Below are 18,773 nucleotides of genomic sequence, written 5' to 3'. Positions count from 1 at the left end.
GCCGCCTTCTTATACTTTGCGAGAGTTTGAAGCGATTAGGCTTCAACTTCCTCTTCAGCTTCTTCAGCTGCAGCTGCAACTTCTTCAACTGCTTCTTCTGGCGCTTCGTCTTCGAAGAGTTCTTCAACAACTTCTTCTTCAACAACGTCTTCAACGTCAGCGGCAGTAACAGCAGAACCGGTGTTGAACTGCGTCTCAGCTTCGTCAGCAGAGCGAGCGATGTTCACCACAACAGTTTCAGCGACTTCCGGGTGCAGGCGAACGACAACGTCGTGCAGGCCAAGCGTTTTGATCGCGCGGTCCAGAACAACCTGGTTGCGGTTGACCGCAACACCAGCTTCAGTCACGGCGTCAGAGATGTCGCGGCTGGTTACGGAACCGTACAGCTGGCCGGATTCGCCAGCAGCGCGGATCATAATGACCTTCAGGCCTTCCATCTTGGCAGCAACAGCTTCAGCGTCTTTACGGCGCTCAAGGTTTTCTGCTTCAAGGCGGGCACGGTCAGCTTCAAAAGCTGCTTTGTTGCTTTCAGTTGCGCGCAGGGCTTTTTTCTGCGGCAGCAGGAAGTTACGGGCAAAACCGTCCTTAACGGTTACAACTTCGCCCATTTGACCGAGTCTTTCGACACGTTCCAGCAGGATGACTTCCATTTTATGTCTCCTTGGATTGAGCGATTATTGAACGATGAACGGCAGCAGGGCGATGTTACGGGCGCGCTTGATCGCTTTCGCCAGCTCACGCTGTTTCTTCGCAGAAACGGCAGTGATACGGGAAGGTACGATTTTACCACGCTCAGAAACATATTTCTGCAGCAGCTTTACGTCTTTATAGTCGATGGTTTGTGCGTTCTCACCGGAAAACGGGCATGTTTTACGACGGCGGAAAAATGGACGACGAGCAGCCATTAGCGAGACTCCCTTTTGTCACCGCGGCCTTCGCCACGATTGTCGCCGCGGCCTTCACCACGACCTTCACCACGTGGACCGCGGCGTTCTTTGTCAGCTTTCGAGCGAAGAACGATCGATTGACCTTCCTCAAGCTCGTCAACGCGGATGGTCATGAAACGCAGAACGTCGTCATGCAGGCGCGCCTGGCGCTCCATCTCAGCAACCGCAGCGTGCGGGGCATCGATATTCATAAGAATATAGTGACCCTTGCGGTTTTTCTTGATTTTGTATGCGAGGTTTTTAAGGCCCCAGTATTCGGTCTTTGCGACCTTGCCTTCGTTCTCCTCAACGATTTTGGAGAAGTCGGCGGTAATGCCTTCAACTTGCGACGCAGTGATGTCCTGACGCGCAATGAAAACATGCTCGTAAAAAGCCATGTTTTGCTCCTTTAGTGCTGATTGTTCGCCAGTCGCAGTGACGGACGCCTCCAGCTTTCCTTAACAAAATCCCGCCGCCTCAGGCTTAAGCCCGAGACTCGAGACGCGCTTCTATACCGCCCGACTAGCCCAAAAGCAAGGGAAAGCTTGGGCTTGTGCAATTATTTGCCTTAAAGACTTGCCATTCCGCTACGGCCTATGCCATTCCCTCATCAGATTTGAGGCAAATCGGAGGTTCATGAATGACCCGCGCACTCGTATTCCCAGGCCAAGGCAGTCAGTATGTCGGCATGGGGAAATCTTTGGCTGAAGCGTTTGAGCCAGCCCGTCTGGTCTTTGAGGAAGTGAACGATGCCCTTTCTCAAGATCTCTCCAAAATCATGTGGGAAGGCCCCGAGGACGATCTCCGTCTGACGGAAAACACCCAGCCCGCGCTGATGGCGCATTCCCTGGCTGTGATCCGCATTCTGGAAAATGGTGGCCTGAAGGTGGGCGAACTGGCAAGTCACGTTGCGGGCCATTCCCTTGGTGAATATTCGGCCCTGGCGTCAGCTGGCGCTTTTTCCGTTGCTGATGCAGCGCGTCTTCTTAAGTTGCGCGGCCAGGCCATGCAGCGTGCCGTCCCAGTGGGCGAGGGCGCTATGGCGGCGATCCTGGGCCTGAGCCTTGAGGACGTGAACGCGGTTGTTGAAGAAGCAGCCAAAGGCCAGGTGGTTGTGGCTGCGAATGATAACGCCGACGGTCAGGTTGTTGTATCCGGCGATAAAGCGGCTGTTGAGCGCGCGATTGAGATTGCCAAGGCAAAAGGCGCCAAGCGCGGCCTGTTGCTGCCGGTGTCCGCCCCCTTCCACTGCCCGCTGATGAAACCAGCGGCCCTTGAGATGAAAGACGCGCTTGCCGATGTGACCATCGAGCGCCCAGTGGTGCCGGTGATTGCCAACGTGCTGGCCGCACCCGTGAGCGAACCAGAAGGCATTCGCAACCTGCTGGTGGAGCAGGTAACCGGTGCTGTGCGCTGGCGCGAAAGCGTGGCGTCCATGGGATCGCTGGGCATCACCGATATGGTTGAGGTTGGGGCAGGCAAAGTGCTTGCCGGCCTCGCGCGCCGTATTGACCGCGACCTCAATACAATGAATATTCAGGATCCGGCCGATATCGAAGCCTTCACGGCATCGCTTTAAGGCCAGTCAGGGGAATTACTATGTTTAATCTTGAAGGCAAAAAGGCACTTGTAACAGGTGCCACGGGCGGCATTGGTGCGTCGATTGCGAAAACGCTTCATGCTGCCGGCGCTGAAGTGGCCATTTCCGGTACACGCGCAGAAAAACTCGAAGAACTGAAGGCGGAACTGGGTGACCGCGTGCATGTGATTGCCGCGAACCTGTCTGACCGCGCAAGCGTGGACCAGTTAGCCAAAGATGCGGCTGACGCCATGGGCGGGGTGGATATCCTGGTCAACAACGCCGGGATCACCAAAGACAATCTGGCCATGCGCATGAAGGAAGACGAATGGGACAGCGTCATGCAGGTCAATCTCGAGTCTTCTTTCCGCCTCATTAAGGCCCTGATGCGGGGTATGATGAAATCCCGCTGGGGGCGCGTGGTGAATATCACCAGCGTGGTTGGCGTGACCGGTAACCCGGGGCAGGCCAACTATTGCGCGTCCAAGGCGGGCATGATCGGCATGTCCAAGGCGTTGGCGGCAGAGCTTGCAAGCCGCGGAATCACAGTGAATTGCGTGGCGCCGGGCTTTATTGGCACGCCGATGACCGACGTGCTGAGCGATGACCAGAAAGCCGCCATCACAAGCGGCATTCCATCCGGTGATCTGGGCGAGCCTGAAGATATTGCATCTGCGGTCTTGTATTTAGCGAGCCCAGAGGCAAAATATGTCACCGGCCAAACGCTGCACGTCAACGGCGGCCTGGCAATGATTTAATTGGGATTTTCCCAAAACACGATTTTGTGGCTGCGGCCACAAAAGCATAACAGAGGCTTCTCAAAGGGAAGAAACTGTGTTACTAGCGCCCTCGATGCGGGCGATCTGGCTCAGATTGCTAGGATTTCCGCAACAAGGGGTTTTGATTAAGGGATAATCCCCTTTTTTTATCGGGTTAAAAACGAGGAAAAGAGCAATGAGCGAAATCGCCGACAAGGTGAAAAAGATCGTAGTCGAGCACCTGGGTGTTGACGAAGATAAAGTAACCGACACAGCCAGCTTCATCGACGACCTGGGCGCCGATAGCCTTGATACCGTTGAACTGGTGATGGCGTTTGAAGAAGAGTTCGGCATCGAGATTCCGGACGACGCGGCTGAAAAAATTCAGACTGTGAAAGACGCTATCGACTTTATTAGCGCGAATTCCTAAGCTGAATCTGCTATCAGAAAGGGCAACAGCCGCGCCGCTCGGTAGGCTGTTGCCCTTTTTCAATTTCTGTCAGACTTTGGGCTGAATGATAGAAATAAAGGATTACCGATGAGACGTGTCGTTGTTACTGGTTTGGGTATGGTGTCTCCGCTTTCCGATAGCGTAGACGGCACCTGGAAACGACTGATCGAAGGTCACTCTGGCGCTGGTCCGGTGACGCTTTTCGATACTGAGGGCTTTCCATGTAAAATTGGCTGTGAAGTGAAGCTGGGCGATGGCTCGGGCGACACTTTCAACGCCGACGAATGGATGCTGCCGAAAGAGCAGCGTCGCGTAGACAATTTCATTCTGTTTGGTGTGGCCGCGGCAATTCAGGCTGTCCGGGACTCGGGCTGGGAAGAGCCAGGCGAAGAAGAGTGCCTGCGGACCGGTGTGATGATTGGTGCGGGCATTGGTGGCCTGCGCTGGATTTCCGATACGTCGATCGTTCTGCATGAGCGCGGCGTGCGCAAGGTAAGCCCACACTTTATTGCGGGCTCCATCATCAACCTGGCCTCTGGCAACGTGTCCATCAAGTATGGCTTCAAAGGTCCGAATCATGCGGCAGTGACCGCTTGTTCGACTGGCGCGCATTCCATTGGCGATGCAGCCCGTATTATTGCTCTTGATGATGCGGATGTGATGGTTGCGGGCGGCGCCGAAGCGTCAATTTGTGGAATCGGTTATGCCGGCTTCTGTCAGGCGAAGGCTCTGTCCACACATTATAACGACGATCCAACCGCTGCGTCGCGCCCATGGGACAAAGGTCATGACGGCTTCGTGATGGGTGAAGGTGCAGGCGTTGTTGTGCTTGAAGAACTTGAGCATGCCAAGAAACGTGGTGCCAAAATCTATGCGGAAGTCGTTGGGTACGGCATGTCTGGTGACGGCTATCATGTGACGGCTCCTGCGCCAGACGGCAATGGCGGCTACCGCGCCATGGAAGCTGCGCTGAAACGCGCAGGTATGACAGCTGGCGATCTTGACTATATCAACGCGCATGGCACGTCGACCCCAGTGGGCGACCCGATTGAGTTCGGCGCTGTGAAACGCCTTCTTGGTGAACACGCGAGCAAAATTGCCATGTCGTCGACCAAGTCTTCCATTGGCCACCTTCTGGGGGCTGCCGGCGCGGTTGAAGCCATTTTCTGTATCAAATCCATCACCGATAACGTGGTGCCGCCAACCCTGAACCTGCATGAGCGGGCTGAGGGCTGCGACGGCATTGATCTGGTGGCGCTTGAAGCGCAGGAGCGCCAGGTGAAAGCCGCGCTGTCGAACAGCTTCGGCTTCGGCGGCACCAACGCGTCTCTGGTGATGCGCGAATACAACGGCGACTGATTAAGCGCCCTTGAGATTTAAAGACCGGCTTTTGAGATTGTCCCTGGCCTGATAGGCTGCCTGACATGATCAATAGCCGGTTTTTTCATACCTTCATCCTAGTGCTTGGCACGTTGGTGATTCTGGCTTCAGTTGGGGCCGGCATCATGCGCCACCTTGCCCGCACACCCGCGCTTGGGCCCGGGGCCCAATATCTTTACATCGAGCCTGGTATGGGGGTGAAGCGCGTAGCCTGGCTGGCCTATGAGGGCGGCCTCGTCGCCGCACCGTGGCATTTCAGCCTTGTTGTCCGCCTGAGGGGCATGGAACGCGGCCTCCTTGCCGGGGAATATGAAATCCTGCCCGGGCAACCGCTTTCTGCGACATTGGACCAGATCAAAAAGCATGATGTCTATTTGCACAGACTGGCCATTCCTGAAGGTTTGTCTGTTTCTGAGGTCATGTTGCTGCTGAAGGGTGCGGACGGACTTGATCTTGAGGGAATGGTGGCACCGATGGAAGGCAGCTTGCTGCCTGACACCTACTTTTATGAACGTGGCGACAAGGCCACAGAACTCATTGCCCGCATGGCCCGCGCGATGAACGAGGTGCTCCTGAATGCATGGGAAACGCGCGCCGACAACCTGCCATTCTCTTCAGTCGAGGAAGCTTTGGTTTTGGCCTCCATCGTGGAAAAGGAAACCGCGGTCGCGAGTGAACGCCCGCTCGTGGCCGCCGTCTTTGTTAATCGGCTGAAGAAGAACATGCGGCTGCAGTCCGACCCCACGGTAATCTACGGCATCACGGCCGGAATGCCGCTGGACCGCCCGATCAGCCGCGCGGACCTCAGGGAAGAAACGGCATATAACACATACCGGGTTGGTGGTTTGCCGCCGACACCAATCGCCAACCCTGGCCGTGACGCAATCGCAGCTGTTATGAACCCGGCCGATGTGCCGTATCTCTATTTCGTGGCAGACGGCACGGGCGGCCACGCGTTTGCATCCACGCTTGAGGACCATAACCGCAATGTGGTGCGCTGGCGCAAGATCGAGCGCGAGTCCCGCTAGGAAATTCCAACAATCGGCAAATTAGGGCTGCCCATTGGCGTTCGGGGCATTATAGTGCACAGCTCGAGGAGCCATTAGGAGCAGTATATGCCGCTTAACAGCATGACAGGATTTGCCCGTGGGGCCGGCGCGGACGTTGGGTTTCGCTGGAACTGGGAAGTCAAAAGCGTCAACAACAAGGGCTTGGAGGTACGCGCCAAGCTGCCGTCGTTCCTTGACGGTTTTGATCTGGCCATCAAAAAGGCCGTCTCTGGCATGCTTGCCCGTGGCTCGGTCTATATCAGCCTGAATATTGAGCGCGATGGCGACGACGCCAGCTTTGTGGTCAATGAAGACCGTCTCCAGGCCTTGATTGATGTGGCCGCCAGGTTCTCAGACGTCCCGGGTGTGGAAAAGGCCAGCATCGATGGGCTGCTGGCTATTAAAGGCGTGGTGGACCTGACCTCCCGCGATATGACAGATGACGAACGATCCGCCCTTGAAGCTGTACTCCTTAAAGACCTCAAAACCGTCGTGACAGACCTGAAAGCGGCCCGGGCAGACGAAGGTGCGCGGATGGGCACAATTCTGGAAACACAGCTTGCCGATATCGCGCAGCTGGCAACAGACGCGCGGGCGGTGTCAGGCGACAGGCTTGAGTCCATGCATGCGCGATTCCGCCAGCAGCTGGCCAAGCTTGAGAATATCGATAAGCCGGTCGCTGAGGATCGGATTGCGCAGGAGCTGGCCACCATGACGGTGAAAGCTGATATTCAGGAGGAACTGGACAGGCTGGACAGCCATGTGGTTGAGGCTAAGCTGCTTCTTGCCAGTGATCAGCCTGTGGGCCGGAAGCTGGATTTCCTGTGCCAGGAATTTAACCGCGAAGCGAACACACTGTGCTCCAAATCAAGCGACACAGCGCTAACCAAGATCGGGTTGGAGTTGAAAGCGCTTATTGATCAGTTCCGTGAACAGATCCAGAATATCGAATAATAACAAAACATTAGAGGGATGCATGCCACATAAGTCTGTTCATAGCCGCCGGGGCTTGATGCTTGTTATGTCGTCGCCGTCCGGCGCCGGAAAAACCACGCTGACGCGTCGGTTGCTGGAAGACGACAAAGACGTTGTGATGTCCGTTTCCGCAACCACACGCCCGCCACGCCCTGGTGAAGTGGACGGTAAGGACTATTATTTCGTCAGCCCTGAGCGGTTTAACGAGATGGTCGAAAACGACAGGCTACTGGAGTATGCCACCGTGTTTGGCAACAAATACGGGACGCCGCGCGAGCCGGTTGAACAGGCGTTGCTGTGGGGCAGGGATGTGATCTTCGATATTGACTGGCAAGGCACGCAGCAGCTGATGTCCAGCTCAAAGGCCATTGATCTGGTTCGTATTTTCATTCTGCCGCCTTCCATTGCATCGCTTGAAAGTAGGCTCAAGAAGCGCGGTCAGGATAGCGAAGAAACAATCGCCGGGCGGATGGCCAAGGCGGAGAGCGAGATCAGTCACTGGGCTGAATATGATTATGTTCTGGTCAATGACGATCTTGAGGAAACCTATGCGGACCTCAAAGCCATCGTGCGCGCTGAGCGCTACCGCCGTGAACGCCGGCCAGGTATGTCGGAATTTGTGCGTGGCCTGATGGACGAACGCGCAAACCGCGAGGCTGAGTGACGCTTTTTTCTAAGGCCGTGCGTCGGCCTTCATGACGCCATAGCATTTTGCCAGCCGGACGAAATCTGCCACCGGCACATCTTCTGCGCGCTTGGTTTCCTCGATTTCGGCCATGGCCAGCAGCTTTTGTGGGTCAACGGGCAGGGCCTTCAAGCTGGCGCGCAGCATTTTGCGGCGCTGGCCGAAGGCTTTCTCGACCACCAGCTCCAGGTCCTTGAGTTTCACCTCAGAATCGATTGGCTCTGTCGGTTCAAAATGGATCACTGCGCTGGCGACCTTCGGCGGCGGCGTGAAGGCCGCAGCGGGCACATTCAGTGCGATCCGTACCTTGCCGCGCCACTGCGCGAGCACTGACAGGCGGCCATAGGCCTTGGTGCGGGGCTGGGCCACAATGCGGTCCGCCACTTCGCGCTGGAACATCAGCGTCAGCGAGGCAAACCAAGGCTTCCAGTCATCCAGTGTCAGCCATTTGATCAGCAACATCGTGCCCACGTTATAGGGCAGGTTGGAGGCGATGCGCATCTTTTCGCCTTCTTTGGCTGCCAGCAGCTCTTGCTCATCCATCTTGAGGGCATCGCCCTGATGAACGGTCAGCCGGCCATCATAGGCCGCGGATATGTCCGCAAGCGCATCAAGACAGCGCGGGTCCATCTCAACAGCAACGACGCGTTTGGCCCCTTCAGCCAGCAAGCCGCGGGTCAGGCCGCCAGGGCCAGGGCCGACTTCATAGACCACACTGTCACTAATATCGCCCGGCACGCGGGCAATCTTGCGGGTCAGGTTCAGATCCAGCAGGAAGTTCTGGCCGAACGATTTTTTGGCGCGCAGGTCATATTCACGGATCACGTCACGCAGTGGCGGCAGGCTATCGGTCATGATGACGCCTTTCGGGCCATGTCTGTTGCGGTGCGGATCGCCGCCAGCATGCTTTCTGTCCGTGCCTCGCCTGTGCCAGCGAGTGGGAGCGCGGTGCCATGGTCGGGCGATGTGCGGATAATGGGAAGCCCCAGCGTGATGTTCACACCACTCCAGAAATCAAGCGTTTTGACAGGGATGAGCGCCTGATCATGATACATGCACAGCACCGCGTCATAGCGCGCACGGGCTTCTGCATGAAACAGGGTGTCGGCGGGCAGAGGGCCGGTAACATCTACCCCTTCATCCCTAAGGGCCCAGATGGCTGGCGTGATATGGGTGGCTTCTTCCATGCCCATGGCGCCATCTTCGCCTGCATGCGGGTTCAGGCCCGCGACGGCGATCCGCGGCTTTTCAATGCCAAAGCGCGCCTTCAGGTCATGGTGTGTCACCATACCTGCGTGAATGATGGCGTCAGCTGTCAGCTTCTTGGGTACATCCTTGAGAGCTATGTGGATGGTGACGGGCACAACGCGCAGGTCCTGAGCGGCCAGCATCATGACTGAAGATGTATCCGGCATGTTGCAGCGCCGCGCCAGATATTCGGTGTGGCCGGGAGCGGCAAAACCGGCCTTGTATAAGGCAGCCTTGTGAATAGGGCCTGTCACAACGCCGCTGACCGCGCCTTTAAGGGCGAGATCGCAGGCGAGATCAATCGACCCGACAACCGCTGCGCCGTTTGCAGGATTGAGTTCGCCGAGGGTGACTGGCACCGCAAGGCTGACTTCCATGACCGGCAGGGCGTAAGGGAAGATTTCATAAGCTTCCCCAGGATCAGAGACGGATTGAAGAGGCAAGTCGGGGATGGCCGCCTGCAAGGCTTCTGCGGCGCCGACATAAAGAAATGGGGACAGCTCCAGCGCTTCCCTTTGCTGCCACAAGCGGGCGATCAGCTCAGGGCCGACGCCTGCAGGCTCTCCCATGGTGACGGCCAGCGGCCGCATGTCCGATTGGGGAGCCTGATTGTCTGACATGGATTTTGTCCGGTTAGCGGTAATCGATGATGGCGTCGCGGCGCAAGTCACGCAGGTAGCGGCGGCCCATCATGGAAAGGCGCTGTTGTTCGAGCTGGTTATAGACAGCATCAAATTCAGGCTCCTGCACCTGTGGTTCCTGCCGGTCACAGACAAACAGCACGCGCATGCCGTCTTCCATTTCCATGAGCTCGCTGGCTTGGCCAATATCGGCGCCTTCAACAGCACCGCGCAACTGGCCTTGAAGGTCCCGAAGGCGCAGAACGCCAATTTCCACCGGGCCATCTGCACCGGCGTCGGTCGCGAATTGCTGAACCTGCCCGCAAGTGGTTTCACGCGTGTGCAGGTCTTCAACCACGCCTTTAAACTGGGCAACGGCTTCAGCGTCTTGTGCTTTTTCGGCGGTCAGATGAATCTGTCGCAGCGAAAACTGGGTATCCAGTGGATCGGCGGTCAGAATACGGCGGCGATCACGGACCGCCAGGATCAGGTACCCGCCAGGCGTACGAATAGGTTCTGCCACATCACCGACGCTGACCTCGTCAACAGCCTTTCTGTAGGGGCCATCGAGGTCATCCGCGACGATCCAGCCGATATCACCGCCAACGGCTGCGCTGGATGATGCCGAAAGCTGCTGGGCAATCGCAGGGAAGGAGGCGCCGCCACGGATTCGGGAAACCAGTTCTTCAGCGTTTGCTTTTACTGCGGCCTCTTGCTCGGTTGAATCCACGAGGAGGACGATTTCAGCCAGGCGATACTCAAACTTGCCGCGGTTGTCATAGATGCGTTGAATGTAGGCCTCTACCTCCTCATCAGACACGCTGACGAAAGAGCCCAGGCGGCCCTGAACCAGTTGGGACCAGGCCAGTTCAGCTTCCATCTGATCCAGCATGGTCTGCTTGCTGGAGCCGATACCGGCAAGCGCCTGGGCAAACTGTTCCGGCGATTGGCCCAAGCCTTGCGCCCGGCGGCCAAAGAATTCTTCAAGTTGGGCGTCCGGGATTTCAAGCTCGACCGTCGCAGCTTCCTGGAGCTGCAGCCGCTCGTCCACCATCGACTGGACAACTTGCTCACGAACCTTCAGAAATTCCTGTTCAGATTGCACGCCGCCGGAGACGGCGATTACGAGACGCAGACGCTGGTTGATATCATAGCTGGAAATTGGTTCGTCGTTGACGAGAACTTCAATGCTGTTGATGGCTTGCTGAGCATAGGCTGCAGTTGCGGCCATCAAAGCCACGCTTGCCCCCACGATCATACGCTGTACCCAATTTTTTGCTGTATTCAAAACTCTCGCCATGCCCAAACTTTGCTGTCTCTTAATAATTTAAAAAAGCTCGTTCCGCCCCTTGTGGGCTCCCCGACAAGCTAGCCTTTTAGACGGTTTTCCACTAATGCACTAGCCCAAATTCTTTAATTTAAGCCGGAACAAAATAGATGTTCCGGGCTCGACGTCGCGGTCACGCGTGAAGGTCTTGCGTACCCTGAGGCCCAGATCGATACATTCATTGGTGTAGGACACCCCAACATCATATTCAACCCCACCGGAATCCTCGGCGACGCCGTCGATGATCGCGCCGGTTAATCTGTGCGTGAAGCCGCCGCTCAGTCGCCAATTTTCCTTGATCTGGTAAAAGGCGCTGGCGCGGATTTCCTCACGGTCTTCACGGTTGATGAAACCGAGGTCCCGATCCAGCTTCAGGTAGCCGACGGTCAAACCGCGCTTTTCATTGGCCATTGCGACATTGATTTCATTGCGGCGGACAGCAAAGGTTTGCTCATCCACCCGGTAGCGATGCTCAAAATCCAGCCAGCCTTTGTAGGTGATAAGCGTGCGGCCGACGAGGTCAGATACATCGCCTTCAAGACCTGCACCATCAGCAAACACCAAATCTGTTCCGCTCAAGCGCCAGCTTTGACCCAGCATGACATCAGTTGTCCAGTCAGCACCATCAAAACGCCAGCGAAGACCGTAGGTCAGGCGGCTGCCTTCTTCCCAGAGGTCATAGCCAGAGGCTCGCTCGGCCGAGAAAAGATTCAGATCGTTCAATTCAAAGGCGCGGCTGTCTTCATTGACGATATTATCGGGCGTGCCGCGGCGCGGTGACACGGTGATTTCCGCGATCGGCTCAATCGTGTGGGACCCGCCCTCGGTGAATTTCACCAACGGCCAGGTAACTGTGCCGGTAACCCGCGCGAGGTTGCGCCATTCGCTGCCCGACCTGCTGCCGAAAGTACCGGCAAAGGCGGCATCGTCCGGCTGGTCTGCGTCATCCAGATTATAGGCGTCGGCGCGGAGCAGGGCGTCGGCATCAATGACAAAGCCGTTGGCGGTGATCCAGCGCCGCTGCCAGTTGGCAGATAGCGAGACACGCTGGGTATCCAGACCGTCGGTGCGGTGCAGAGCCAACGCGTTACCGCGCAATTTAACTGTGCCACCAAGGGGCTGGAAACTTGGGATATATTCTGCGTCGATCAACGGCAGGGCAAAGGCTGTTTTCCCGGCAACATCCTCGATCCGCAGACCCTGGAACCCAATGGTGCGTGCGGACACATAGGACCGTCCGTAAAATCCCTCGAGAAGGTATTCGCTAATCAGCGTATCGGCGTCCGAGATGTCATAACGGCGCAGAAAGGTGTCATCTGACGCCCAGTTCAGCCTGTAAGTAGACCGCCAGCGCTTCGAGTGATTGAATTCGCCTGCACTGCTGATATGCCCGCGAAATTCCTTTTCACCCGTTGGGTCGTTGGTAATCTCGTCCCGCTGGTCGGCATAGGTGATGCTACCGTCTACCTCAAACTGCCCAAAACCGAGGTGCTGGCGATATTCGCTTTCAAGAAGAAGACCTTCTTTGGAGGTATAGGTTGGTGTGAATGTCGCGTCACTGCTTTCGCTGAAGACATGATAATAGGGGACGCCGATCACGAAACCGAGGTTCTTGGTGGTCTGGATATCCAGGGGCAACAGGCCACTGGCCCGGTCAACCGTTGGGTCCGGATGCGAAAAATACGGCGTCCACATCACTGGAATGCCCAGAATTTCGAGGCTGGCGTCCTTATAGTAAAGCCGCCGTTTTTCCCGATCATGGGTCACCTTGACCGCCTTGATTTGCCACAGCGGCTGTTTGTCACTACCGTCCGCACACACTTTGCACGGGCTATAGACCGCTTTTTCCAAGGTGGTTTCATTGTCGTTCCGCACGCCGCTTGCGGCAGCCACCTGGGCGCCATCCGACATGATAAGGCGGATATCCTCAACGAACGCGCGCTTGAGTGAGTCGCTCAGCTCAATGCGCGGAGCCATGATACGGTCGCCGTTGGGGGCGATCAGTTCCACAGCGCCGGAGGCCTGCGCTTCGCCAGTTTTTTCATTGTAGCGGACTTCACCAGCCCGAAGGGTATAGCCATCGCGCTTCAGCAGGACGCGGCCAAGGGCAAGGATTTCACCGGTGTCGGCGTCATAACTGATCTGGTCGGCCTCGAAATCTACCGTTTCACCGGGATTTCCAGTTGCCTGAGCGTGCGCAGGCATGGTGAGAGCGGTTGATCCAAGAAGACAGGCCGCCGCGAAGCCATTGATGAAAGCCGACTGAATTGACACTGCTGGAGTTTCCCACCCTAAACTGTTTGAGCCTTGATAGCGGGTGTGGCCCATTATCGCAACGACCTTGCGGCTTTTCTCCACACACGCCATCAGAAAAGCAGGTCATGGGCAGTATCTTTCCTAAAAATGTGGCGATTTCGCGAGCGATGCTTGCAACTGAAACCAAGAAAAGGCATTAGGTTGGGGGAGGGCGCGGCCACCGGGTTCCTTTCTGTGTGGCCCGCATACAAACAAAACAAAAAGAGGATTTTCCCATGCAAATCGAGTTTTCTGCATTGGAACTGCCCGCGTCAGGCGCAGCAGTATTTCTGGTAGAGAAGGACAAAGACCTTTCCGGACTGGCGGCGGAGGCCGACAAGGCTTCGGGCGGCGCACTGACGAAGGCGATGAAAACCTCCCGCTTCACAGGCGGTCAGGGCCAGAAGCTTCAATTGATCGCACCCGCAGGCCTCGACGCTGAGCGCGTATTGCTGCTGGGTGTTGGCGAGCTTGCGAAGATGTCAGCAACGGACGTTGTTGAAACCGGCGCTGCCGCTGTGGCTGGCCTCCTTGGCGCGGGCAGTGATACCGCGACAGTGGTTGCTGAAGGCGTTGACGCCGTGGCAATCGCCGAAGGTGCGCTTTTGCGGTCTTACCGGTTCGACAAATATCGCACCAAAGAGCCAGAGGCCAAGAAGCCAACCCTGAAGAAGGTGATTGTGGCGTCAGCCGACGCTGAGGCTTCAGAAGCATTCGCCAGCCGCAAAGCGGTGGTGGATGGTGTGTTCCTGACCCGCGATCTGGTCTCAGAGCCAGCAAACATCCTGTATCCGGAAAGCTTTGCTGACAGGATTCGGGAACTGTCCGCTGTCGGAGTTGACGTAGAAGTGCTGGGTGAAGCCGAAATGGCCAAGCTTGGCATGGGCGCGCTTTTGGGTGTGGGCCAGGGGTCCGAGCGGGAATCGCAGCTTGCGATCATGCGTTGGAATGGCGCCGGCAAAGACGACCAGCCGATTGCCTTTGTTGGCAAGGGTGTAACCTTCGATACTGGCGGGATTTCCCTGAAGCCTGGCGAAGGCATGGAGCAGATGAAATGGGACATGGGCGGCGCCGGTACGGTTGTCGGCCTGATGAAAGCGCTCGCCGGCCGCAAGGCGAAGGTCAATGTTGTCGCGATCGTCGGGCTGGTTGAGAACATGCCGTCCGGCAACGCGCAGCGCCCGGGCGACGTGGTAACCAGCATGTCCGGCCAGACCATTGAAATATTGAACACAGACGCCGAAGGCCGCTTGGTGCTGGCTGACGCCATTTGGTACTGCCAGGACCGCTTCAAGCCGAAGTTCATGGTGGACCTGGCGACCCTTACTGGTGCCATCATCATTTCGCTGGGCAATGAACATGCGGGTATCTTTACCGATAGCGACGATCTGGCCAATGGCCTTTCCAAAGCCGCGACTGACACCGGTGACAAGGTTTGGCGCCTGCCACTGCACAAGAACTATGACAAGCTGATCGACTGCCCGACGGCCGATATGAAGAATATCGGTGGGCGCGGTGCGGGCTCAATCACAGCGGCGCAGTTCCTGAAGCGCTTCACCAACGATGTGCCGTGGTGCCATATCGACATCGCCGGCACAGTCTGGTCAGACAAGGACCTGCCTCTGTCTGAAAAAGGCGGTACCGGTTACGGTGTGCGGCTTCTCGACAAGTTTGTTGCCGACAATTACGAAGGCTAAGTGCCATGGCGGAAATCCGTTTCTATCACCTGCAGCGCCAGACGCTGGAGCAAGCTTTGCCCCAGCTGATGGCAAAGGTATATGAAACGGGTCAGAACGCTGTGGTCAAGCTCCCGGGCAAGGGCCTGATGGAGACAGTAGACAAGGTCTTGTGGGATTTCGATCCCGCAAGCTTTATCCCCCACGACAAGGAAGGCTGCCAGGATCCGTCCGAGCAACCCATCTACCTGACAACAGGTGACGACAATCCGAACGGTGCCAAGATTTTGGTGCTGATCGACGCTGTCAAGTGCACGGACATGGATGCCTATGATCGCTGTCTTTATATGTTTGATGGTCGGGACGAGGGTATCGTCGCCGAAGCCCGGGCTGACTGGAAGGCCTTCAAGGACAAAGGCGTTGAGATGTCTTATTGGCAGCAGCGAGAGCAGGGCGGTTGGGAGCAAAAAGCGTGAGTGATTTCTGCGTGAAGCATGACAGCCTGCCGTATCATATTTGCACGAACATCATCGATTTCGACTTCTCCAAGGTGCACAACTGGCTTTCAAACGCCTATTGGTCAGAGGGCATTCCGATGGCGACGGTGGTCAAGGGCTTTACCAACTCACTGGCCTTTGGTCTGTTCCATACGGATAAAGGCCAGGTTGGCTGCGCCCGCATGATCACCGATAAGGCTACATTCGCCTATCTGGCTGACGTTTATGTGGACGCCGGTGAGCGCGGCAATGGCCTTGGCTATTGGATGATGGAAGTCATCATGGCGCATCCGGAACTCCAAGGCCTCAGGCGAATGATGCTGGCAACGGCAGACATGCATCCGCTGTACAGGAAGTTCGGATTTGAACAGCCCGCCAAGCCAGACCGATTGATGGAAAAGCTGTCACCCGACGTCTACAAGGTGCTTTATAGCGATTAAAGAAGCCGCATTTTCGGCAAAATTCATTCGTAACTTGTAATCATCAGGTTACGCTTTCTTTACAGATTCAGCCTAACCTGAAGGTGAAGGGGAGGACACCAGCGAACCCTTGTGTAGAGAGCAGTGTGTCCCATGATGAAAGCAGTTGTCAGAGTAACATCCGTCGCAATCTTCCTGTATGTCGGGTTGGCTGCTGCCATCTATCTCAATCAAGAAAAACTGATGTTTCACTTCGCGCCCGTCCCTGACGGGCATATTTATGCTTTCGACACGCCTTATGATGAAGTCCTGATCTCAGGCGAAGACAGTGCCAAGCTGCATGGCGTGCTGTTCAAGACCGATCGCCCATCCCGTGGGGTGCTGATCTACTACAAGGGAAACATGGGCAACGTGAGCTGGTCGGAGCAGATAGCAGAACCCTTCCTCGACATGGGGTTTGACGTGCTATCGATGGACTATCGTGGCTTTGGGAAAAGCCGGGGCGAACTTTCTGAAGCGGCGCTGCTGTCTGATGCCGAAGCCTGGTACGACTGGGCAACTGACGCCTATAAAGGCAGGGATGTCCGGGTGTTTGGCTATTCCATGGGCACCACATTCGCGAGCCACGTATCTGCCGTGCGGGACGTCAAGAACACGATCCTGTTTGCCCCCATGAAATCAATCATTGATGTGGCCGAACGACGCTATCCTTTCCTGCCGATCGCGCTGTTGGCGGAATATCCACTCAGGAATGATCAGAAGCTGGCCAGGGCCAAGGGCCATATCGTGATTTACCACGGCACCAACGACAGGATTATCGACTATGCTTCCGGCAAAGCGCTGGCCGCAGTGCTGGGCCCAGACGACAGTTTCATCACTGTGCCTGGCGGTACGCATTATGACCTGCCCTGGCGGGAAGATGTACGCACCGATATCCGCGCCCGCTGGGGGCTCGGCTTTGCAGGCCTACCTGACAGCCGTTCACAGAAAAATGCAGAAAACAGCATTTTTTCAAACACCGCCCGCTAACAAAAAAGGCCCTGAAAACAAGGGCCTGAAAATCGTCTTTATGCTCCCTTTATAAAAAGATGGCAGCCCTGCCATCTTGTCGTCTCAGTGTCCCCTAAATCCGGCTTTATCTTCCTGAGTATCGGATTTCAGGAATGGTCGGGGCCCGATACAACAACAGGCGGATTCCCGCATTCCCCGAGTTAGCGAACCTCATCCGACAAAGGGAGAACGGATATGTTTGATAAAATAAAAGGGACTCAAGGCGATGACAGCCTTATGGGCACAGACGGTGACGATAAGATCATTGGCCTGTCCGGCAACGACTTGATGGTGGGGGGCGACGGTGATGACCGTCTGATCGGTAACAATGGAAATGACACGCTTAGCGGCGGCAACGGCGACGATGACCTGAAAGGCAACGGCGGCGACGATGTCATGCATGGCGAAGCCGGGAATGACCGCATGAAAGGCGGCGGCGGTGACGACCTGATGACCGGCGGTGATGGTGATGACGAGCTTAAAGGCGGATCAGGCCACGATACACTGATGGGCGGCAACGGCGATGATGACTTTTACGGCGGCAGCGGCGATGACGTCATGTCCGGCGGCGCCGGTGCCGACACCTTCCATGTCAGCGATGATGACGATGATGATGACGATCATGAAGAGCATGACTTGGAAGATCACGACGACGACGATGAAGGCTCGAATGACGTCATTCTGGATTTCAATGGTGACGAAGGCGACGTGATTGACCTGGGCGATGCCGCCCCGGAAACCTTCGACGCCCTGCTGGAAGCCTCTGCCGACGGTGAAGGCGGTGTTGTGATCAGCCTTGAAGACGGCGGATCGTTGACCCTTTATGGCGTCAGCAAGGCCGACCTGGAAGCCAGTTACTTTGGGATGGAAGCTTCCGATGGTAACAGTGACGGCAATGAAGACGATTCCGTCACGGGTACTGAAGGTGACGACTTCATGACCGGCGGCGAAGGGGATGACACGCTCGATGGCGGCGACGGCAACGACCTGATCTTCGCAGGGCCGGGCGATACCGGCGATGACACCTTCTATGGCGGCTCCGGCAACGATATCATTGGCGGCGGTGCTGGTAACGACATCCTTGTCGGCGATGCCGGTGGCGATATCGTCTTTGGCGGTGTTGGTGATGACATTCTGATCGGTGGTTCCTGGACCGCTGACGCCAACAATGACGGTTTCAACGACGATGATGTTGATACGTCTGACACCGCAGGTGATTCTATGTGGGCCGGTGACGGTGCCGACAGCATGTTTGGTGCTGATGGCGACGACCTGCTGGGCGGCGGCGACGGCGATGACCGCATCGATGCCGCAGGCGGTGACGACATCGTCTTTGGTGGTCGCGATGGCGGCAACGACGACATCAGTGGCGGTGACGGCAATGACTTGATCTTTGCAGCAGACGGCAACGACATTGTTGATGGCGGTGCAGGTGATGACCAGGTCTTTGGCGGTAACGGCAACGACACCATTGATGGCGGTGAAGGCAGCGACCAGCTGTTTGGCGGTACAGGCGACGATGTGCTCTCTGGCGGTAACGGAGATGACTTCTTCTTCTTTGGTGCAGGCCACGGTGTGGATACCGTTACTGACTTTGATGTCACCAGCGATACGCTTGTGATTAGCAATGTCGCAGCTGACTTTGCCGATTTTGATGCCTTGCTTGCAGCAAGCTCAGAAACGGAAATTGATGGTCAGGCCGGTGTCCTGATCGACACAGGGGATGGGTCTAGCATCTTTATGGTTGGCCTGGACCTCACGACATTCGCAACAGCGGATATCGCACTCTAATCCGAAAAAAGCCTTTTGCTTTAGCCTTGGGGAGCTTCGGCTCCCCA

The 18,773-nt window shown here is 56.5% G+C and carries 19 protein-coding genes; 12 read left to right on the top strand and 7 right to left on the bottom strand.

Going from position 1 to position 18,773, the window contains the following annotated elements:
* Positions 1–35: 35 nt before the first annotated feature.
* Genes rplI through rpsF form a run of 3 tightly spaced genes read right to left on the bottom strand, consistent with a single transcriptional unit; the run spans position 36 to position 1,324 of the window.
* On the bottom strand, positions 36–650 hold the full coding sequence (gene rplI / locus KORLAC_RS11010; RefSeq protein WP_068306489.1) for a 50S ribosomal protein L9: 615 nt from the start codon (positions 648–650) through the stop codon (positions 36–38).
* Positions 651–674: 24 nt separating this feature from the next.
* Positions 675–905, bottom strand: a complete 231-nt coding sequence (gene rpsR, locus KORLAC_RS11005) for a 30S ribosomal protein S18 (RefSeq protein ID WP_068306487.1) — start codon at positions 903–905, stop codon at positions 675–677.
* Positions 905–1,324, bottom strand: a complete 420-nt coding sequence (gene rpsF, locus KORLAC_RS11000) for a 30S ribosomal protein S6 (protein WP_068306484.1) — start codon at positions 1,322–1,324, stop codon at positions 905–907. The genes rpsR and rpsF overlap by 1 nt, the downstream gene beginning before the upstream one ends.
* Before the next feature lie 242 nt (positions 1,325–1,566).
* Here rpsF and fabD point away from each other — a divergent pair, with 242 nt between their 5' ends.
* From fabD to gmk, 7 genes are all read left to right on the top strand, one after another.
* Positions 1,567–2,505, top strand: a complete 939-nt coding sequence (fabD, locus tag KORLAC_RS10995; protein ID WP_068306480.1) for an ACP S-malonyltransferase — start codon at positions 1,567–1,569, stop codon at positions 2,503–2,505.
* Between the two features lie 20 nt (positions 2,506–2,525).
* Complete coding sequence (fabG, locus tag KORLAC_RS10990) at positions 2,526–3,263, top strand: 3-oxoacyl-[acyl-carrier-protein] reductase (RefSeq protein WP_068306476.1); 738 nt, start codon at positions 2,526–2,528, stop codon at positions 3,261–3,263.
* 196 nt (positions 3,264–3,459) lie between these two features.
* A complete protein-coding gene (locus KORLAC_RS10985) occupies positions 3,460–3,693 on the top strand; it encodes an acyl carrier protein (RefSeq protein ID WP_068145829.1) in 234 nt (77 codons plus the stop codon).
* 108 nt (positions 3,694–3,801) lie between these two features.
* Positions 3,802–5,073 (top strand): beta-ketoacyl-ACP synthase II, encoded by a 1,272-nt coding sequence (gene fabF / locus KORLAC_RS10980; RefSeq protein ID WP_068306473.1) that lies wholly within the window; start codon positions 3,802–3,804, stop codon positions 5,071–5,073.
* A gap of 65 nt (positions 5,074–5,138) precedes the next feature.
* Positions 5,139–6,122 carry an endolytic transglycosylase MltG gene (mltG, locus tag KORLAC_RS10975; RefSeq protein ID WP_068306471.1) on the top strand — a complete coding sequence of 328 codons (984 nt, stop codon included), beginning with the start codon at positions 5,139–5,141 and terminating at the stop codon, positions 6,120–6,122.
* 87 nt (positions 6,123–6,209) lie between these two features.
* On the top strand, positions 6,210–7,097 hold the full coding sequence (locus KORLAC_RS10970; protein ID WP_068306468.1) for a YicC/YloC family endoribonuclease: 888 nt from the start codon (positions 6,210–6,212) through the stop codon (positions 7,095–7,097).
* A 22-nt stretch (positions 7,098–7,119) separates the two neighbouring features.
* A complete protein-coding gene (gene gmk, locus KORLAC_RS10965; RefSeq protein WP_068306467.1) occupies positions 7,120–7,782 on the top strand; it encodes a guanylate kinase in 663 nt (220 codons plus the stop codon).
* A gap of 9 nt (positions 7,783–7,791) precedes the next feature.
* Here the strand turns inward: gmk and rsmA are convergent, their stop codons facing one another.
* From rsmA to KORLAC_RS10945, 4 genes are all read right to left on the bottom strand, one after another.
* Complete coding sequence (rsmA, locus tag KORLAC_RS10960) at positions 7,792–8,661, bottom strand: 16S rRNA (adenine(1518)-N(6)/adenine(1519)-N(6))-dimethyltransferase RsmA (RefSeq protein WP_139167457.1); 870 nt, start codon at positions 8,659–8,661, stop codon at positions 7,792–7,794.
* Positions 8,655–9,671: a 4-hydroxythreonine-4-phosphate dehydrogenase PdxA gene (gene pdxA, locus KORLAC_RS10955; protein ID WP_082714624.1), complete on the bottom strand. Its 1,017-nt coding sequence runs from the start codon at positions 9,669–9,671 to the stop codon at positions 8,655–8,657. The genes rsmA and pdxA overlap by 7 nt, the downstream gene beginning before the upstream one ends.
* A gap of 13 nt (positions 9,672–9,684) precedes the next feature.
* The gene (locus KORLAC_RS10950) at positions 9,685–10,971 is read right to left on the bottom strand and encodes a peptidylprolyl isomerase (RefSeq protein ID WP_082714623.1); all 1,287 of its coding nucleotides are present in this window, start codon (positions 10,969–10,971) and stop codon (positions 9,685–9,687) included.
* Between the two features lie 99 nt (positions 10,972–11,070).
* The gene (locus tag KORLAC_RS10945; RefSeq protein WP_068306460.1) at positions 11,071–13,272 is read right to left on the bottom strand and encodes an LPS-assembly protein LptD; all 2,202 of its coding nucleotides are present in this window, start codon (positions 13,270–13,272) and stop codon (positions 11,071–11,073) included.
* A 257-nt stretch (positions 13,273–13,529) separates the two neighbouring features.
* Between KORLAC_RS10945 and KORLAC_RS10940 the strand changes: the two genes are divergently transcribed.
* The 5 genes from KORLAC_RS10940 (at position 13,530) to KORLAC_RS10920 (ending at position 18,726) form a co-directional block, all read left to right on the top strand.
* Positions 13,530–14,990, top strand: a complete 1,461-nt coding sequence (locus KORLAC_RS10940; protein ID WP_068306459.1) for a leucyl aminopeptidase — start codon at positions 13,530–13,532, stop codon at positions 14,988–14,990.
* A gap of 5 nt (positions 14,991–14,995) precedes the next feature.
* Positions 14,996–15,445: a DNA polymerase III subunit chi gene (locus KORLAC_RS10935; protein ID WP_068306456.1), complete on the top strand. Its 450-nt coding sequence runs from the start codon at positions 14,996–14,998 to the stop codon at positions 15,443–15,445.
* Positions 15,442–15,906, top strand: coding sequence for a GNAT family N-acetyltransferase (locus KORLAC_RS10930; protein WP_068306455.1), 465 nt, complete (start codon positions 15,442–15,444; stop codon positions 15,904–15,906). Before KORLAC_RS10935 ends, KORLAC_RS10930 begins: the two co-directional genes overlap by 4 nt.
* 132 nt (positions 15,907–16,038) lie before the next feature.
* Positions 16,039–16,914 (top strand): alpha/beta hydrolase, encoded by an 876-nt coding sequence (locus KORLAC_RS10925; protein ID WP_068306453.1) that lies wholly within the window; start codon positions 16,039–16,041, stop codon positions 16,912–16,914.
* Positions 16,915–17,130: 216 nt separating this feature from the next.
* Positions 17,131–18,726 carry a calcium-binding protein gene (locus KORLAC_RS10920; protein ID WP_068306452.1) on the top strand — a complete coding sequence of 532 codons (1,596 nt, stop codon included), beginning with the start codon at positions 17,131–17,133 and terminating at the stop codon, positions 18,724–18,726.
* The last annotated feature ends 47 nt before the right edge of the window (positions 18,727–18,773 follow it).

The organism is Kordiimonas lacus, assembly GCF_001550055.1.
In the GTDB taxonomy this organism is placed as follows: Bacteria; Pseudomonadota; Alphaproteobacteria; order Sphingomonadales; family Kordiimonadaceae; genus Kordiimonas; species Kordiimonas lacus.
Note: the sequence above shows the minus strand (reverse complement) of the source record. Positions and strands in the feature narration are given on the sequence as shown.

Coding starts and splice junctions, on each gene's coding strand:
- KORLAC_RS10940 (WP_068306459.1), top strand. CDS start 13,530: ATGCAAATCGAGTTTTCTGCATTGGAACTGCCCGCGTCAGGCGCAGCA.
- KORLAC_RS10950 (WP_082714623.1), bottom strand. CDS start 10,971: ATGGCGAGAGTTTTGAATACAGCAAAAAATTGGGTACAGCGTATGATC.
- KORLAC_RS10935 (WP_068306456.1), top strand. CDS start 14,996: ATGGCGGAAATCCGTTTCTATCACCTGCAGCGCCAGACGCTGGAGCAA.
- rplI (WP_068306489.1), bottom strand. CDS start 650: ATGGAAGTCATCCTGCTGGAACGTGTCGAAAGACTCGGTCAAATGGGC.
- KORLAC_RS10970 (WP_068306468.1), top strand. CDS start 6,210: ATGCCGCTTAACAGCATGACAGGATTTGCCCGTGGGGCCGGCGCGGAC.
- KORLAC_RS10925 (WP_068306453.1), top strand. CDS start 16,039: ATGATGAAAGCAGTTGTCAGAGTAACATCCGTCGCAATCTTCCTGTAT.
- fabG (WP_068306476.1), top strand. CDS start 2,526: ATGTTTAATCTTGAAGGCAAAAAGGCACTTGTAACAGGTGCCACGGGC.
- mltG (WP_068306471.1), top strand. CDS start 5,139: ATGATCAATAGCCGGTTTTTTCATACCTTCATCCTAGTGCTTGGCACG.
- gmk (WP_068306467.1), top strand. CDS start 7,120: ATGCCACATAAGTCTGTTCATAGCCGCCGGGGCTTGATGCTTGTTATG.
- rpsR (WP_068306487.1), bottom strand. CDS start 905: ATGGCTGCTCGTCGTCCATTTTTCCGCCGTCGTAAAACATGCCCGTTT.
- fabD (WP_068306480.1), top strand. CDS start 1,567: ATGACCCGCGCACTCGTATTCCCAGGCCAAGGCAGTCAGTATGTCGGC.
- KORLAC_RS10920 (WP_068306452.1), top strand. CDS start 17,131: ATGTTTGATAAAATAAAAGGGACTCAAGGCGATGACAGCCTTATGGGC.
- pdxA (WP_082714624.1), bottom strand. CDS start 9,671: ATGTCAGACAATCAGGCTCCCCAATCGGACATGCGGCCGCTGGCCGTC.
- rpsF (WP_068306484.1), bottom strand. CDS start 1,324: ATGGCTTTTTACGAGCATGTTTTCATTGCGCGTCAGGACATCACTGCG.
- fabF (WP_068306473.1), top strand. CDS start 3,802: ATGAGACGTGTCGTTGTTACTGGTTTGGGTATGGTGTCTCCGCTTTCC.
- KORLAC_RS10985 (WP_068145829.1), top strand. CDS start 3,460: ATGAGCGAAATCGCCGACAAGGTGAAAAAGATCGTAGTCGAGCACCTG.